This is a genomic window from Blastomonas sp. 34TW (assembly GCF_059803595.1).
Map to the genome: position 1 here is coordinate 445,583 of NZ_JAPFGW010000001.1, position 16,403 is coordinate 461,985.

Annotated in this window: 13 protein-coding genes; 7 read left to right on the plus strand and 6 right to left on the minus strand. The window is 65.4% G+C overall.

All coding sequences use genetic code 11. From position 1 onward, the window contains the following. Nucleotides 1-27 precede the first annotated feature (27 nt). The 3 genes from OPU69_RS02075 (at nt 28) to OPU69_RS02085 (ending at nt 4,091) form a co-directional block, all read left to right on the plus strand. Nucleotides 28-495, plus strand: a complete 468-nt coding sequence (locus OPU69_RS02075; RefSeq protein WP_498509120.1) for a MarR family winged helix-turn-helix transcriptional regulator — start codon at nt 28-30, stop codon at nt 493-495. 102 nt (nt 496-597) lie between these two features. After that, nucleotides 598-1,443, plus strand: coding sequence for a p-hydroxycinnamoyl CoA hydratase/lyase (locus OPU69_RS02080; protein ID WP_498509121.1), 846 nt, complete (start codon nt 598-600; stop codon nt 1,441-1,443). 251 nt (nt 1,444-1,694) lie between these two features. Next, nucleotides 1,695-4,091, plus strand: coding sequence for a TonB-dependent receptor (locus OPU69_RS02085; protein ID WP_498509122.1), 2,397 nt, complete (start codon nt 1,695-1,697; stop codon nt 4,089-4,091). Between the two features lie 76 nt (nt 4,092-4,167). Here OPU69_RS02085 and OPU69_RS02090 read toward each other — a convergent pair whose 3' ends face one another. After that, nucleotides 4,168-5,307, minus strand: a complete 1,140-nt coding sequence (locus OPU69_RS02090; RefSeq protein WP_498509123.1) for a LysR family transcriptional regulator — start codon at nt 5,305-5,307, stop codon at nt 4,168-4,170. Nucleotides 5,308-5,364: 57 nt separating this feature from the next. Next, nucleotides 5,365-5,808, minus strand: a complete 444-nt coding sequence (locus OPU69_RS02095; RefSeq protein WP_498509124.1) for a MarR family winged helix-turn-helix transcriptional regulator — start codon at nt 5,806-5,808, stop codon at nt 5,365-5,367. Between the two features lie 75 nt (nt 5,809-5,883). On the opposite strand from OPU69_RS02095, the gene OPU69_RS02100 reads away from it, so the two are divergent. The 4 genes from OPU69_RS02100 to OPU69_RS02115 are packed head-to-tail and all read left to right on the plus strand — an operon-like array spanning nt 5,884 to nt 11,745. Continuing rightward, on the plus strand, nt 5,884-7,329 hold the full coding sequence (locus OPU69_RS02100; protein WP_498509125.1) for an aldehyde dehydrogenase: 1,446 nt from the start codon (nt 5,884-5,886) through the stop codon (nt 7,327-7,329). Between the two features lie 50 nt (nt 7,330-7,379). Then, the gene (locus OPU69_RS02105; RefSeq protein ID WP_498509127.1) at nt 7,380-8,216 is read left to right on the plus strand and encodes a p-hydroxycinnamoyl CoA hydratase/lyase; all 837 of its coding nucleotides are present in this window, start codon (nt 7,380-7,382) and stop codon (nt 8,214-8,216) included. A gap of 19 nt (nt 8,217-8,235) precedes the next feature. Then, nucleotides 8,236-10,368 carry an acetate--CoA ligase family protein gene (locus tag OPU69_RS02110; protein ID WP_498509128.1) on the plus strand — a complete coding sequence of 711 codons (2,133 nt, stop codon included), beginning with the start codon at nt 8,236-8,238 and terminating at the stop codon, nt 10,366-10,368. Between the two features lie 54 nt (nt 10,369-10,422). Next, nucleotides 10,423-11,745: an MFS transporter gene (locus OPU69_RS02115; RefSeq protein WP_208598100.1), complete on the plus strand. Its 1,323-nt coding sequence runs from the start codon at nt 10,423-10,425 to the stop codon at nt 11,743-11,745. Nucleotides 11,746-11,767: 22 nt separating this feature from the next. On the opposite strand, the gene OPU69_RS02120 is transcribed toward OPU69_RS02115, so the two are convergent. From OPU69_RS02120 to OPU69_RS02135, 4 genes are all read right to left on the minus strand, one after another. Further along, complete coding sequence (locus OPU69_RS02120; RefSeq protein ID WP_498509130.1) at nt 11,768-13,966, minus strand: TonB-dependent receptor; 2,199 nt, start codon at nt 13,964-13,966, stop codon at nt 11,768-11,770. A gap of 33 nt (nt 13,967-13,999) precedes the next feature. Continuing rightward, entirely contained in the window at nt 14,000-14,179 is a 180-nt protein-coding gene (locus OPU69_RS02125) for a hypothetical protein (protein WP_498509131.1), read from the minus strand. After that, nucleotides 14,176-15,342 carry a PepSY-associated TM helix domain-containing protein gene (locus OPU69_RS02130; protein WP_498509132.1) on the minus strand — a complete coding sequence of 389 codons (1,167 nt, stop codon included), beginning with the start codon at nt 15,340-15,342 and terminating at the stop codon, nt 14,176-14,178. Before OPU69_RS02130 ends, OPU69_RS02125 begins: the two co-directional genes overlap by 4 nt. 233 nt (nt 15,343-15,575) lie before the next feature. Continuing rightward, entirely contained in the window at nt 15,576-16,262 is a 687-nt protein-coding gene (locus tag OPU69_RS02135) for a nitroreductase (protein WP_060980036.1), read from the minus strand. Nucleotides 16,263-16,403 lie beyond the last annotated feature (141 nt).

Genomic DNA, 16,403 nt, shown 5'->3' on the forward strand with positions numbered 1-16,403 from the left:
GGGCACAGGGCCCGGGGAGATTTGCCGATGCCTTTGAAGCAGGGCCAGGATCTGCGGCAATTGGTCGGGTACCAGCTGCAGCGGGCGAGCCTGATCGCCGAACAGGATGCGCGCCGGGCGCTTGAGCCCTTCGGCCTGTCTCCGGCCAAGATGACGGCTCTGCTGCTGATCCGTGACAATCCCGGTTGCGATCAGACCGCGCTCGGCCACGCGCTGGGCATCAACCGGTCGAGCGCGATGCGGCAGGTGAACATTCTCGAGCAGCGCGGCCTGATCGAGCGCCGCGCCGGGCGCGATGCGCGCACCAATGCCCTGCATCTGACCGCCAGCGGGGAAGAGCGGATGGCTGCGATGCTGGCCGCGATCAACGCGGCGGACAGAGCGCTGGTCAAGACACTGACCGGCGAAGAGGTCGCGCTGCTGGGCGCGATGCTCGAACGGATCGCGAGGCCAAGTCCACGCCCCAGGGCGCGCAGACGCACTGCGGAAGTCTGACCTTTTGCGACATGCCAAATCGCGTTTTCGATTGCGCAGATTGTACGCATGGCATACAATTTACTCCGATGTCGAGCGCCAGAAACTGAGAGGGGAGATAACATGTCCGAAGATCAGGTCGTTTCGGTCCGTGTCGAGGATCGCATCGCCTGGGTGAAATTTGCCCGGCCCGAAAAGCGCAACGCGATGAACCCCGCGCTCAACCGGCAGATGATGGAGGTGCTCGACGATCTCGAATATCGCGACGATGTCGGCGTGCTGGTGCTGGGCGGGGAGGGCAACAGCTGGTCTGCGGGCATGGACCTCAAGGAATATTTCCGCGAGACCGAGGCTCAAGGGCTGCGCGGCGTGCGAAAGTCGCAGCGCGAGAGCTATGGCTGGTTCCGCCGGCTGCGTTGGTTCCAGAAGCCGACCATCGCGATGGTCAACGGCTGGTGCTTCGGCGGCGGTTTCGGCCCGCTGTTTGCCTGCGATCTGGCGATCTGCGCGGACGAGGCGCAATTCGGCCTGTCGGAGATCAACTGGGGCATCTTACCGGGCGGCGGGGTGACCAAGGTGGTGGTCGATCTGCTGCCGATGCGCGACGCGATGTGGCTGACGCTGACCGGCGAGCTGATCGACGGCAAGCAGGCGAGCGCGATGCGGCTGGTCAACGAAAGCGTGCCGCTCGACCGGCTCGAGGCGCGCACCACCGAGGTGGCACAGCTGCTGCTCAAGAAGAACCCGGTCGCGCTGAAGTTCGCCAAGGATGCGGTGCGCCGGGTCGGCGTGATGACCTATGACGAGGCCGAGGACTATCTGGTCCGCATGCAGGAAGCGGCCAATTTTCACGACAAGACCGACGGGCGCAAGGAAGGCATCCGCCAGTTCATCGACGAGAAGAGCTACAAGCCGGGGCTTGGGGCCTATGACCTCGACAAGGCGGCGCGCAAGCCCGAGCAGGGCTGAGTCCAGCCTGAGAGACGCCAAGTCGGGGCGGCCCGTTGTCGCCCTGCGCATTCGTGCAAGGCTTCGTCTGGCACCGCGAGGGTGGCAGCCGCTCCTGCGAGAACCCAAGCCGCTAAGCATTAGATGCCGTCAAACAGACTTAGATTTTTCTTATGAGCAAGCAGCAAATCTGATTAGAGCCGCCAGGGTCTATCTGCAATGTTCTCTCACATAGCATTTCCGGACGAGAAATGCACCATGGGGAGAATGCCATGAGCCTGATTCGCAAGATCCGCATCCGCTCCGCGACCAGCACTGCATTGGGGCTGCTCGCGCTTTCCGCTCCGCCGCAAGCGGCATGGGCCCAAGCCACCAGCCCGGATAGCCAGACAGGGGCGGACAGTTCGCAACCGCAGGAAATCATCGTCAGCGCCCGCCGCCGCGAGGAATCGCTGCAGGAAACGCCGGTCGCGGTCACCGTGTTCAGCGGCGAGGCGCTCGAGGATCGCCAGATCACCCAGACCCAGGATCTGGAGCGGTTCACGCCTAGCCTGCAGTTCAAGCCGGCCGGTCAGCTTTCGGGCAACAGCGCGGCAGCCGTGGTGTTCATCCGCGGCATTGGCCAGCTCGATCCGACGGCTGCGGTCGATCCGGGCGTCGGCGTCTATATCGACGATGTCTATGTCGGCCGCTCGGTCGGCGGCACGATCGAGCTTGGCGATATCGCAAGCGTGCAGGTGTTGCGCGGTCCGCAGGGCACATTGTTCGGCCGCAACACCATCGGCGGCGCGATCCTGGTCAACACGCGCGAGCCCGATTTCGACGGTTTTTCGGGGCGCAGCCGCCTTCGTACCGGCGAAGACAATCTCATTGAAGGCTCGACCGCGCTCAACCTGCCGATCGCCAGCAACCTTGCTGCGCGCGTTTCCGGCGGTTTCCGCAGCCGCGACGGCTATGTCCGGCGTGAATTCGATGGGCTGCGGCTGGGCAATGACAATGTCTACACGCTCAACGCGTCGCTCAAATGGGAGGCATCGCCGAGCTTCACCCTGCTGCTGCGCGGCGACTATACCGAGCGCAACGAGAATGGTGCGCCCTTCGTGTTCGCCGGGATCAACGAGCAGGCCCCCGTTCCGGCCATTGCCAGTGTCGGTGCCGGTTGTCCCGGCGCGACGATCCCGTTTGCGCCGCTGACGCCCGGAAACCCGCGCTTCGGCGCGCCCAATGTGCCGCTGATCAACGACCCGCGCTGCGCGAATGATTTCTACAACCGTGGTCCCTTCACCAATGGCGGCACCGCGCCGGTGCAAAGCACGTCCAAGGTCTGGGGTCTTTCTGCCACCGCGAGCCTGGAGCTGTCCGAGGCGCTGACGGTCAAGAGCATCACGGCCTATCGTGACACCGACTCGCGCGGCATTCGCGACGCCGACAACACGCCGTTCGTGATCCTGACCACCGATGTCGGGGCGCAGTCGAAGCAGTTCAGCCAGGAGGTCCAGCTCCAGCTCGATGCCGGCCCGGTCAACGGCATTCTCGGCGCCTATTATTTCGACGAGGACACCAACGAGCGCGCCTCGGTGCCGATTTCGTTCCCGCCTTCACCGCCGGTGATCGCGTCGATCCTCGCCGGCGGACCGGGAAGCCGCGACCTTCAGCTGTCCGATCTCGAGACCAAGTCCTTCGCGGTGTTCGGCGAGTTGAGCTGGGAGGTTGCAAGCGGCCTCGAGCTCACCGGCGGGCTGCGCTATACCGAGGACCGCAAGACCTATCAGGGCACGGTGCTCAACCTGTTCCCCTCGACCCGTCCCGATCCCAATCCGCTGCCGACCCTGGCCATCCCGCAGGGCGGTCCGCTGTTCATCTTCCCGAACCCGAACCGCGAGACCTTCTCGGCGCTGACCGGGTCGGCGAGCGTGCGCTACCAGGTTTCCGACTGGCTGAGCACCTATATCTCCTATGCGCGCAGCTTCAAATCGGGCGGCTTCAACACCCGGTACAACGCCGCACCGGCGGGCAATGTGCCGATCCCGTTCGATGAGGAAACGGTCGACAGCTACGAGCTCGGCGCGAAGATGGATTTCGGTGCGCTTCGCCTGAACCTCGCGGCCTTCCAGGCGGATTACCAGGATATCCAGCTGATCTTCCGCGCCGGACCCGTGCCGCTGCTGTTCAACGCCGGCAAGGCGCGCATTCGCGGGTTCGAGGCCGAAGCCTCGTATCGCGCCGGCGGCTTCGTGTTCGATGCGTCGGTGAGCCTGCTCGACGACGACATCCTGTCGATCACCGCCATCCCGGGTGCGACCGCGACCGTGCTTCCCGGCGACGACCTGCCGCTGACGCCCTCGTTCCAGGGCAGTTTCGGGATCGCTTATGATTTCCAGCTGACCGATGCGATGAAGCTGACGCCGCGCTTCGACGGGTCATACACTTCGTCGCTGGTGTTCATCACCGGCAGCGTGCCGGAGATCGAGCAGGACGGCTATTTTGTCGGCAATGCGTCGCTCACGCTGTCGCACGAGGATGGGTGGAAGCTGCAGGGCGGCCTTACCAACCTGTTCGACGAGCGTTACCTGATCCAGGGCAACGCATCGCTGGCGACGCTGGGCTATGCCGAGCGGATCTTTGCCCGTCCGCGGCAATGGTTCCTCCAGGCGAGCTTCGAATTCTGATGCCGGACGGATTTCCGGACAAACCAAGCTACGGCCAGATTTAGATTTTTCTTATGCGGTGCGGCTGGGTGACGCGTCAGCGCGATACCAGCCGCAGCTCCGCGAGAAAGGCGGCTTGCACCCTGGTCGGGCGCCAGCCGCTGCGGGTGGTAATGCCGATCGTTCGGCTCAATTCGGCGGGGACTTCACCAATGATCGCGAGCAATCCGGTGGAAAGCTCCAGCCCGACCTGGTCGGGGGAAAGCATGGCGAGAAAGTCGCTGCTGGCCAGGATATGGCGGATGGCGATCACCGATCCGCATTCGATCGGAACTCTGGGCAGCTCCAGCCCTGCATTCTCGAACATCGCGCGCCAGCGGGCATGCAGCGGGGTGCCCTGGGGCGAGGCGATCCAAGGATATCCGGCAAACTGCGCCAGGCTGGCATGGCCGCCGGCCAGCGGATGATCGCTGCGTCCGATGATCGCCGGTCGGTCAAGAAACAGAGGTTGCTGCTCGAGATCGTCTCCTGGGGGAGGATCGCGCAAGGCGCCGACGATGACATCCAGATCGCCGTCGCGCAGCGGCTCGATCAGATCGGCGAACGCGCCTTCGGTCACCAGGATGCGTGCTTCGGGATGCCGGGCATGAAAGGCCGCCACCGCTTCGGGCAGAATCCGCGCGCGAGAAAGCGGCATCGCACCGACCGCAATCCGGCCGATTTCGCGTCCCTTCAGCGTCTCGACCTCGGCCAGACCCGCACGCAACTCGGCGCGGGCGAGGCGGAAGGCGCGCACCGTCCGGCGACCGCTTTCGGTGAATGCGATGCCCTTGCCGCGCCGTTCCACCATCGATCGCTTGAGCACGATGGCAAGATCGGCCAGCGCGCGGTGCAGCGCGGGCTGCGACAGGCCGGTGATGGCGCTGGCGCGGGCATAGCTGCCACCCTCGGCCAGGGTCAGCAGCGCGCGCATCTGCGCCATCGTCACCAGCGGGCTGCCGATATGGTCGAGCGCACGCTCGATGCGCGGGGCCAGCAGCTCCGCAGCTTCGGTCGGCTGCATGCCCTCGGGCAGCCGGTGGAACAGCGCGATGCCGAGCTGCGCTTCCAGTTTCGACAGGCCCTGGGTGACCGCAGGCTGCGAGATGTTCACCTGGCTCGCGGCGGCAGACAGGCTGCCGAGCCGTGTGATCGCCGCCACCGATCGCAGATGGCGCAGATTGAGGCTCTCCATCATGCGCTTTCGCCCCTATCGCGACGACGGGTGGATGGCGTGCCGCATGGCCTGCTGCGCCTAGCCGTGCTTGCGGATCAGCCGCAGCCCGTCGAGCAGAGCTGCAACCTGGCTGTCCTCGAACAGCACCTGGAACCGCTGCTCGTGGGTGTCGATCGCCTTGCGCGCTTCCCGGGCCATGGTCTCACCAGCAGGGGAGAGAAACAACGCCTGCGAGCGGCCATCGACCGGCGCGCGATAGATCAGATCGCGTTTGAACAGCCCTGCGATCAGCGGCACCATGTTGGCGCGCTTGATCGCCAGCAGACGTCCCACATCGCTCTGTGTGCAGCCGGGGGACGATTCGATCACCAGCAGGATCGACGCTTCGACCGGGCGCAGCCCCGTCTCGCGCAGCGCTGCGGCCAGGTCCGCCATCATCACGCTCGACGCGCGGCGCAGCTGGTAGCCCAGCAGGGCATCGAGGGGATCATGCAGCGCGGCGGGCGGATCGTTTCTGGCCATAAGCGGCTTTACCCCGATTGCATCGCTTGGCCAACATTGATATGTGGCATATCAATCAACGAGAGGATGGTTCCGATGTTCAAGACGGATTTGCTGATCGGTGGAAAGGCAATCGAGGCCGCTGACCGGTTCGACCGGATCAACCCGTTGACGGGCGATGTGGCCACGCGTGCAGCAGCGGCAACAGTGGCCGATGCGGCTGCGGCGGCCGATGCGGCGGCAGCAGCGCTGCCCGCTTGGGCGGCGCTCGGGCCGGGTGCTCGTCGCGCGGCGCTGACCCGTGCGGCCGATGCAATGGTGGCGCGCCAGGCCGATTTCATTGCCGCTATGCAGGCCGAGACCGGCGCGACGGCCGCCTGGGCCGGGTTCAACCATATGCTCGCGGTCAATATGGTGCGCGAGGCGGCGGCGATGACGACGCAGATCGGCGGCGAGGTGATCCCGTCCGACAAGCCGGGTTGCATCGCGATGGCGGTGCGCGAGCCGGCGGGCGTGGTGCTGGGCATCGCACCGTGGAACGCGCCGATCATCTTGGGTGTGCGCGCAATCGCGATGCCGCTCGCCTGCGGCAATACGGTCGTGCTCAAGGCTTCCGAGCAGTGCCCGGAAACGCACGCGCTGATCGCGCGCTGCTTCGTCGAGGCGGGGCTGGGTGATGGAGTCGTCAATCTGGTCACCAATGCGCCGCAGGATGCGGGCGAGGTGGTCGGTGCGATGATCGACCATCCGGCGGTGCGGCGCATCAACTTCACCGGATCGACCGCAGTCGGGCGCATCATCGCGAGGCGCGCGGCCGAGCATCTCAAGCCCTGTCTGCTCGAACTGGGCGGCAAGGCGCCGCTGCTCGTGCTCGAGGATGCCGATCTCGACGAGGCAGTGAAGGCGGCGGCATTCGGCGCGTTCATGAACCAGGGGCAGATCTGCATGTCGACCGAGCGGATCATCGTGGTCGATGCGGTTGCCGACGCCTTTGTCGAGAAATTCGCCGCAAAGGTCGCGACGCTCGGCGTGGGCGATCCGCGCGAAGGCAAGGCGGCGCTCGGCGCGGTGATCGATCGCAAGACCGTGGATCATGTCGGCACGCTGGTGCACGATGCGCTGAACGCCGGCGGCGTCCTGGTCAGCGGCGGGGCATCCGAGGGCGTGCTGATGCCCGCGCATGTCGTCGATCGGGTCACGCCTGACATGCGCCTGTTTCGTGAAGAGAGTTTCGGCCCGGTGGTCGCGGTCATCCGCGCACGCGACGAGGCCGATGCGATCGCGCTCGCCAACGATACCGAATACGGCCTGTCCGCATCGGTGTTCACCCGCGACATCGCCCGCGGGCTCAAGGTCGCAAGGGTGATCAAGTCGGGCATCTGCCATGTCAACGGCCCGACCGTGCATGACGAGGCGCAGATGCCCTTCGGCGGGGTCAAGGCCTCGGGCTATGGTCGCTTTGGCGGCAAGGCGGGGATCGATGCCTTTACCGAGCTTCGCTGGATCACGGTCGAGACCGAACCCGGCCATTACCCCATCTGAGCGATAACCACGAATTTCAGGACGACATTTCCAGGAAAGGCTGCGAACCGATGACCGAACGTACCGAAGAAGACACCGTCGCCTATACGGTGACCGACCGCATCGCATGGGTGAAATTCAATCGCCCCGAAAAGCGCAACTGCATGAGCCCCAGGCTCAACCGCCAGATGGGCCGGGTGCTCGACGAGCTGGAATTTCGCGAGGATGTTGGTGTCGTCGTACTCACCGGGGAAGGCACCAGCTGGTCGGCGGGTATGGATCTCAAGGAATATTTCCGCGAGACCGAGGCGCAGGGGCTGGGCGCGACGCGGCAGGCGCAGCGCGAAGCCTATGGCTGGTGGCGCCGGCTGCGCTGGTACCAGAAGCCGACGATCGCGATGGTTAACGGCTGGTGCTTCGGCGGCGGCTATGGCCCGTTGTTCGGCTGCGATCTGGCCTTTGCCGCCGATGAGGCGACGTTCGGCCTGTCCGAGATCAACTGGGGGATTCTGCCGGGCGGTGGGGCCTCGAAGGTCGCAACCGAGCTGATGCCGTTCCGCAAGGCAATGTATCACGCGATGATGGGCGAGAATGTCGACGGCAAGACCGCGGCCGAATGGGGTCTGGTCAACGAATCGCTGCCGCTCGCCCAACTGCAGGCGCGGGTCGAGCAGGTGGCGAAGGTGCTGCTGGAGAAGAACCCGGTCGCGCTCAAGGCGACCAAGGACGCCATCCGCCGCGTGCGCGAGATGACCTATGACAATGCCGAGGATTTCCTGATCCGCGCGCAGGAGGCCGCGAACAGCTTCGACAATCACGGTCGCAAGGAAGGCATCAAGCAGTTCATCGACGACAAGACCTACAAGCCGGGTCTTGGCGCCTATGACGTGAAAAAGCAGCCCGCCTGAAACCCGGAGCGCCGAGCCGATGATCGATCTGGAAACCCCGCCTGTGGCCGCATCGTCGCAGCGTGACCTTCGCCGCCTGCTGTCGCCCCGATCGGTGGTGGTGGTCGGCGCATCGGACAAGCCTGGCGCGCTCGGCGCGTCGGTCGTGTCCAATCTCGACCGCAACGGCTTTGCGGGGCCGGTCCATCTGATCAATCCGAAACGCAGCGAGATCGCGGGTAGGCCTTGCCTGGCTTCGATCGACGACCTGCCGCTGGATGTCGATGTCGCGGTGCTTGCCATCCCGCGTGCGGGCGTGCTCGATGCGGTGCGTGCGCTGGCGGCGCGGCGGTGTGGGGCTGCGATCATCTTTTCCGCGGGCTTTGCCGAAGGCGGTGAGCAGGGTCTGGCCGATCAGCGCGAGCTGGCGCGGATCGCGGACGAGGCGGGCATGGTCATCGAAGGGCCCAATTGCCTGGGGCTGGTCAACTATGCCGATCGCATTCCGTTGACCTTTGTCGAGACGCTGGTGCCGTCCCCTGGCCCGGGGGGCGGCATCGGCATCGTGTCGCAATCGGGCGCGATGGCGGCGGTGCTGGCGACGACCTTCCTGTCGCGTGCCATGAACGTCACCTTGTCGGTCTCGACCGGCAACGAGGCAGGCTCGGGCGTCGAGGATTATGTCGAGCATCTGATCGCCGATCCGGCGACGCAGGTCATCGCGATGATCGTCGAGCAGTTCCGCCAGCCGCAGCGCTTTCTGGCGGCGGCGCGGGCGGCGCGCACGGCGGGCAAGCCGATCGTGCTGCTGCATCCCGGCAAGTCGAGCGCGGCACGCGAGAGCGCGGCGACGCATACCGGCGCGATGGCGGGCGATTATGTGCTGATGCGCGCGATGGTCGAGCGCGCGGGCGTGGTCTTTGCGGAAACGCTGGAAGAGTTGGGCGACATTGCCGAGATCGCCTCGCGCTGCCCCGCGCTGCCGAGCGGCGGCCTGGCGGTCGTAGGAGAGTCGGGCGCGTTCAAGGCGCTGACGCTCGACCTGTGCGAAGAACTGGGGCTCGACCTGCCGGTGCTGACCGATGCGAACGCGCCGACGGTGCGTGCGGCGATGCCCGATTTCGTCGCGGTCAGCAATCCGCTCGACATCACCGCTCAGGGGCTGGTCGAACCGGCCATCTATGCGCGGCTGGTCACCGCGTTGCAGCGCGATGATCGGTTCGGCTGCATCGTCACCGGCATCATCCAGACCGATGCGACGACCATCGGCATCAAGCTGCCCCCGCTGCTGAGCGCGGTCGAAGGCGGTGATCGTGCCAAGCCGGTGATCTATGCCAGTCTCGACGAAGGCACATTGCTGCCGCCAGACATTCTCGACCGGCTGCGTGCGGCCGGCGTGCCGGTCTTCCCCAGCACCGAACGCGCCTTTCGCGCGATCGCGCGATTGGTCGCGCTGGGCCAGCGCGACCTGACCGAGCGCGCGCCGGAGCCGCTGGCGCTCGACCTGCCGACCTGGCGCGGGGTCATCCCCGAATATCAGGCCAAGGCGCTGCTCGACCCTGCCGGCATTTCGTTCCCGCAGGGCGGCTTTGCCGCAACGCCCGAAGAGGCGACACAGGTCGCCGCGCGCATCGGCTATCCGGTGGTCATCAAGGCACAGGCGGCGGCGCTGGGGCACAAGAGCGACGCGGGTGGCGTGATCCTCAACCTGGCCGACGAGGCTGCGCTGCTGTCCGCCTGGGACCGGCTCCATGCGAATGTCGCAGCCTACGATGCCAGCCTGGCGCTCGATGGCGTGCTGGTCGAGGCGATGGGCCAGCGCGGGCTTGAGCTGATCGTCGGCGCGAAGCGCGATGCGCAATGGGGGCCGGTGGTGCTGGTCGGCTTTGGCGGCGTGACCGCGGAATTGCAGCACGATGCGCGGCTGATCACGCCCGACATGACCGAGGCAGCGATCATCGCCGAACTGGGCCGGCTGAAAAGTGCCGCGCTGCTGCACGGCTATCGCGGCTCGCCCGCGCTCGACGTCGCGGCGGTCGCCCGGCTGGCGATGCGGATGATCGACGTGATGGTCGGCACGCCTGCCATCGCCGAGGTCGATCTCAATCCGGTGATCGTCTACCCGGATGGCCAAGGTCTCGTCGCGCTCGATGCATTGATCTACACGCACTGAGCGGTCCACCGGTCTTCACAACCGGGGGCAGGCGATGACGCAAGGGAGAGGAACATGGCTGCATCGCAGCAGGGCATGACATCGGGCGATCCGGCGGCGATCATCGATACCGGGCCGATGTCGGGCTATCAGTGGTCGATCGTCGCGACGATGGTGGCGCTCAACGCGCTCGACGGATTCGACGTCATGTCGATCAGCTTTGCCTCGCCGGGCATTTCTGCCGCCTGGGGCATCGATCGCGGCGTGCTGGGGCTGGTGCTGTCGATGGAGCTGGTGGGCATGGCGCTGGGATCGCTGACGCTGGGGCGGCTCGCCGATACCGCCGGGCGGCGCAACACCATCTTGCTGTGCCTGGCGCTGATGACCGTCGGCATGCTCGGCGCGGCCAGTGCGGGCGGCGTGATCGCGCTTTCGGCCTGGCGCGTTCTCACCGGGCTGGGCATCGGCGGCATGCTCGCGGCGATCAACGCGGCGGCGGCCGAGGCGGCGAATGCGCGCTACAGGCCGCTCGCGGTGGTCATCATGGCGGGCGGCTATCCCGTCGGCACGGTGCTGGGCGGGCTGGCGGCAACCCAGTTGCTCCAGCATTTCGATTGGCAATCGGTCTTTCTGTTCGGCGCGGCCTGGTCCGCGCTGATGATCCTCGTCACCTGGTGGCGCGTTCCCGAATCGATCGCCTATCTCGCCAGCCGTCAGCCCCAGGGCGCGCTGGAGCGGATCAACCGCACATTGCAGACGATGGGGCACCGGACCGTCGACAGCTTGCCAGCAGGCGGCGCGCAGACGGGCAGGGTCCCATTGTCGCGGCTGTTCGCGCCCGAATGGATCAAGGTCACCGCGGCGATGACGCTGGCTTATCTCGGCCATATCATGACCTTCTATTTCGTGATGAAATGGATCCCCAAGATCGTTGCCGATCTCGGCTATCCTCCTGCAGAGGCCGCGGGCGTGCTCGTCTGGGCGAGCATCGGCGGGGCCAGCGGATCGCTGGTGCTCGGCCTGCTGACGCTGCGCCTGCCGGTACGCAGCCTGACCATCGCCGCGATGCTGGTATCGTGCGTGCTGGTAGTCATCTTCGGCATGGGCCAGGGCGATCTGGCGCGGCTGTCAATGGTCGCTGCCGCCGCCGGTTTCATGACCAATGCCGGGGTCGTCGGGCTCTATGCTCTGGTGGCGACCGGCTTCCCGGTCGCGCTGCGTGCTTCGGCGACAGGGTTCGTCATCGGCGTGGGGCGCGGCGGATCGGCGCTCGCTCCTTCGCTTGCGGGCCTGCTGTTCGCGCTAGGCTATGGCCTGCCGGTGGTCGCGCTGCTGATGAGCCTCGGCTCCGTCCTCGCCGCCTGTGCACTGCTGATCGGAAGGAAGCGCGCGGCCTGATACCGGCGCGTCCTTACCCGACCTAGAAATCGTAGGTCAGGGACGCCTTGAAGGTCCGCGGTGCACCCAGTTGCAGGTCGGGCCGGAAGCTGTCGAAAGCCGAGGCCCAATAGTCGGCATCGGCAATGTTATCCACATTGAAGCGGAAGGTCAGCGGCTTGCCAGCAAGCACCGTGACATAGCGCGCGCCTAGATCGACACGGGTCCAATCCTGCAGGAACAGGCTATTGCCGATATTGGCCGCCTGTTCGCCAGTATGCACCACACGGCCGGTCAGGGTCAGAGCGGGGATGAAGGGCACATCCCATTCGACATTGGCGTTAAGCGTATATTCGGGCACGCCCACCGCCTGTGCGCCATCGCTGACGCCGTTCTGCGTCCGGCGCAGCTTGGCGTCGATCACCGATCCGCCGCCGATCAGACGCAGCCCCTTGGTCAGCTCGCCCGCGACGGTAAATTCGATGCCGCGATGACGCTGGATGCCAAAGGGGCCGAATTCGAGCGTACCGGCATTGTCCGGGTCGGGGCGCAGGATCGCGCTTTCGCGGTCGATCTGGAACAGCGCCAGCGACAGATCGATCGCGCCAAGCCTGAGCTTTCCGCCGACTTCATATTGTTCGGAGACGAACGGCGGGAGGATTTCGCCCGCATTGCTGACCGGCAGAGCCGCGCCGCCCGAGGGGTTCGCACCGGTCAGCGGTGCCGCAGCGCCCTGAACCAGCCCCTCGATGCGGTTGGCGTAGAGCGACAGGTTTTCGGTCGGCTTGATCACCAGCCCGAAGACGGGCGTTACTTTGTCCTCGTCATATTCGCTGACCAATGCGCCTGTGGCATTGGAATAGGATTTGGCGTTGATCACCTGCAGGCGAAGGCCCGCAGTAACGAGGATACGGTCGTCCCAGAAACCGATCGTATCCGAGAAGAAGGCGCTCGCCAGCCGCGTGCGCGAGATCGGGAAGGGATCGTCCAGATTGCCACCGACAAAGGTCACCCGGGTCGAGGGCGTGACTTCCACCGGAGCGTAGAGATTGTTGCGCTGCGCAGATATGTCGAAGAACCGGAAAGCGTTGCGGTTGACCAGCCAGTTCATCGACCCGCCGAAATTGAATTCGTGGCTGATGCCGCCGCCGCTCAGCTTCGCGCGCGCGCCGATGGTCGCGGCCTCGTTATTGTCGGTGCGCGGGATGAACGAGCTGCTGACCGTGATGTCGCCGTTCAAGTTGACCAGGGTCGGGGTGCTGTAAACGCCCTCTTCGGATCCATCGCGCGCGCCGAATGCGGCATAGACCATGACATCCTTGGCGACGTCATATTCCATGCGGAACTGCCCGAAAATGTCGCGCAGCGTCGTGTACTGCCAGGGCTGGCCGAAATTGGTGCCGGCATCGGGCGCGTCGGGGATGGCCGTCAACGTGTTGACGCGCAGCTTGGGGCGGAAATGCGACACCTTGACCCGCTGATAGGCAAGGTCGAGCATCGCGCGGAACGGACCCGAATTGTAATCGATGGCCGCTCCGAGCAGATAGCTGCTGCGAAATTCGTCGTCGATCGAGGCATCGCCCGCGCGCGCGGTGCCATTGATGCGGATGCCCCACTCGCCGTTCCTGCCCAAGCGGCGTCCGACATCGAACCCACCGCCGACATGCTCCGGTCCGGTGATGCCGATCGTCGCCCGGGTGATCGGGTCGGCGGTGGCGCGCTTGGGGATCAGGTTGACGCTGCCGCCGATGCCGGTGCCTCCGGGGGCTGCGCCGTTGAGGAACGCGCTGGCACCGTTGAGGACCTGCACCGATTCATACAATTCCGGCGCGACAAGCTGGCGCGGGGTGATGCCGTACAGTCCGTCAAAGCCGATATCGTCACCCGCCAGCGCGAAGCCCCGGATGACGAACAGTTCGCCCGCGATGCCGAAACCGGTGGTGGTACGGATGGTGGGGTCGTTCTCCAGCACCTGGCCCAGCGTCTGCGGCTGCTGGTTGAGGATCAGCGCGGCATTATAGCTGCGAATGGCGAACGGGATGTCCGCTGCATCCTTGTCGCCGAGCACCCCGGCGCTGCCTTTCAGTTCGACGCCCGACTGGTTCTGGCGCTGGGCGGTGACGATGATGGTTTCCCTGTCCTCTGCCTCCGGCTGCTGCTGCGCCAGGGCGGGGCTGGCCAGGCCGATCGCCCCGAGCGCGGTGGCGGCAAGCAGGGCAGGGCGGAACGAGAAACTCTTCACGGCTTGAATTCCTTGGATTGAGAAGTGCAAAGATCAGGTGCGGCGCGCGCGCATCGCCCAGAAGACGGCGGCGACCGGCGCGCTGAGCGCGGCCCAGGAGGCGGCATCGCGCCAGCCGTCCCCGGTGAGTGCGACGACAAGCCCCGCAAGGCCGATGCCGAAAATGGCGAACGGCCAGGCGAAGATGGTAAGGAGCGATCGCGAGCGGGTCATTCGGCGGGCTCGGCAATGGGGGCTGGCGACCGGGCTTGCGCGGGGCTGCTCGTCCGGCCCCTGGCCAGCCAGAGATAAAGACCCGTGCCCAGCACATGCAGGGTGAACAGCGTCAATGCGGCCCAGAGCAGCTTGAGCGGCAGGCCACCATAGTCGCCGAAATGCAGCGGCCGTGACAGCGATAGCGCCTGATAATACCAGGGCATTTGCCGGGCGTCGGTAAAGCGACCGGTCTCCGCGTCAACCAGCGCCGGGGTCAGCAACCGTTCGGTCAGCGGACTATCGCCCTGGAAGAACACGGCATAGTGGTGGTTGGAGCTGAATGTGCCGCCGGGAAAGGCGATGAATTGCGGATTGTTGTCCGGCAGCCTGGCACGTGCTGCGGCCATCGCGGTGTCGAGCGAGCCATAGCGCGCTGGATCGAGCGGCTCGCGCCCGGCATATTCGCGCGTCATCGCGGCGAGTTCGTTTGCCTTCCACAGTTTCTCGATCGGCACCGCGAAGGCGTTGATCACCCCGGTCAGCCCGACGACCAGCATCCAGGCGAGGCCGACGATACCCAGCAGGTTGTGATAATCGAGCCATTTGGTGCGGGCGCTGCGGCCGCTGCGCAGCGTGCCGAAGTCGAGCTTTCGCATGAACGGCGCATAAAGGACCACGCCCGACACCAGGGCCGCGACGAAGGAGATGCCCATTACGCCCAGAAACAGCATGCCGGGCAGGCCCAGGAACATGTCGGTATGCAGCTTGAGCAGGAAGTGCATCACGCCGCCGTCGTTTTCCGCCACCTTGCCGATCAGCTTGCCCGTCGAGCGGTCGAACGACTGGATCGTCATTTCCGCTGCTGGAGAATCGGGGCGCGGCCCGGTGGTGATCGTCATTGACGGCTGATCGTTGTCGAATGCCATGTAGAGCGGCACTTCGCCCGGCCGATTGGCGAGCGCCCGCGCCAGCATGTCGTCCAGCGACAGCAGGCCTTCGTTCGTGCCCGACGAGCCGATGCCGGGCATCCCGAGCACCGGCTGCTCCTCGGTCAGATAATCGATCTCGTCGTGGAAGATCAGTGGCAGCCCCGTGATGCACAGCATCAGCAGGAATGCGGTGCACGCCAGGCTCGTCCATTTGTGCACGACGGCCCAGGTCCTGATCGAGGAGCGGGTCATGATCTGTCCGCGAAGCCCGTCACGACGTCCGTATCATGTTCGTCACAGTGCACAAGCATCGCCAATCCCGATTCCATCGGGCTGGGGAGCTATCGCAACGGACGGATTGCGTCAATGATAATCATTCGCATTTATCGGATGAAAATCGATTGCGAATATCACGCAGAAGCGGCGTGCCCTGCTCCGGCCTTAGGTGTCGGGCAGGGCATCGCCGCAGTCTTTTCCGAGCAGAGCTATCGCACCGGTTCTTCAAACCCCACGAAGACGGCGGCCTCATCGACCGACTTGCGCGTGGAAACCACCGCGTTCGCCGGGAAGCTCTCGTCCGGCCACCCCAGAGCGATGCTCTTCATGATCACCTGATCATCCGCGATCCCCGCATGTTCGCGCACGACGGGTGACTGCATGATGCCCTGGCTGTTGATGACCGTGCCGAGCCCGCGCGACCATGCCGCGTTGACCAGGGCCGTCGCGACAGCGCCGCAATCGAACGGAGTATCGTCGCTGCCGTCCAGTTCGCGGTCATAGGTGATGATGATGCACACCGGTGCATCGAACTGACGGAAGCCGCGCAAAACCCAGTCCTGGCGGGCATCTGCGTCGTCGCGCGCAATGCCCATTGCAGAAAATAGCTGTTTGGCGACCCCGATCTGCCGGTCACGATGTGGTCCGGCAAAGGGCTTGCCGGTCCGGAATTCGCGCGACTGCGGCACGCCGGCGATCATCCTCTCGGTATTGCCCTGCCGGATCCGGTCGAGCGGTTCGCCGGTAATCACGTAGAAATTCCACGGCTGGGTGTTCATCGAAGAGGGCGCGCGCATCGCGATCTGCAGGATTTCCTCGATCAGGGCGCGCGGCACCGGATCGGGTCTGTATCCACGGATGCTGCGGCGACCCAGAACGACCTCGTCAAAATGCATGCATGCTCCTATGAATGCAAAGCCCGTTCATGAACCAACCGGGGCGGTGTGGAAAGCCCGGTTTCAGGGCCCCTGGCCGAGGATTTTACTACCGATACGCCCATTCTCCCGGAAGCCCTCGAACCTGGCTTCGGACCCGTC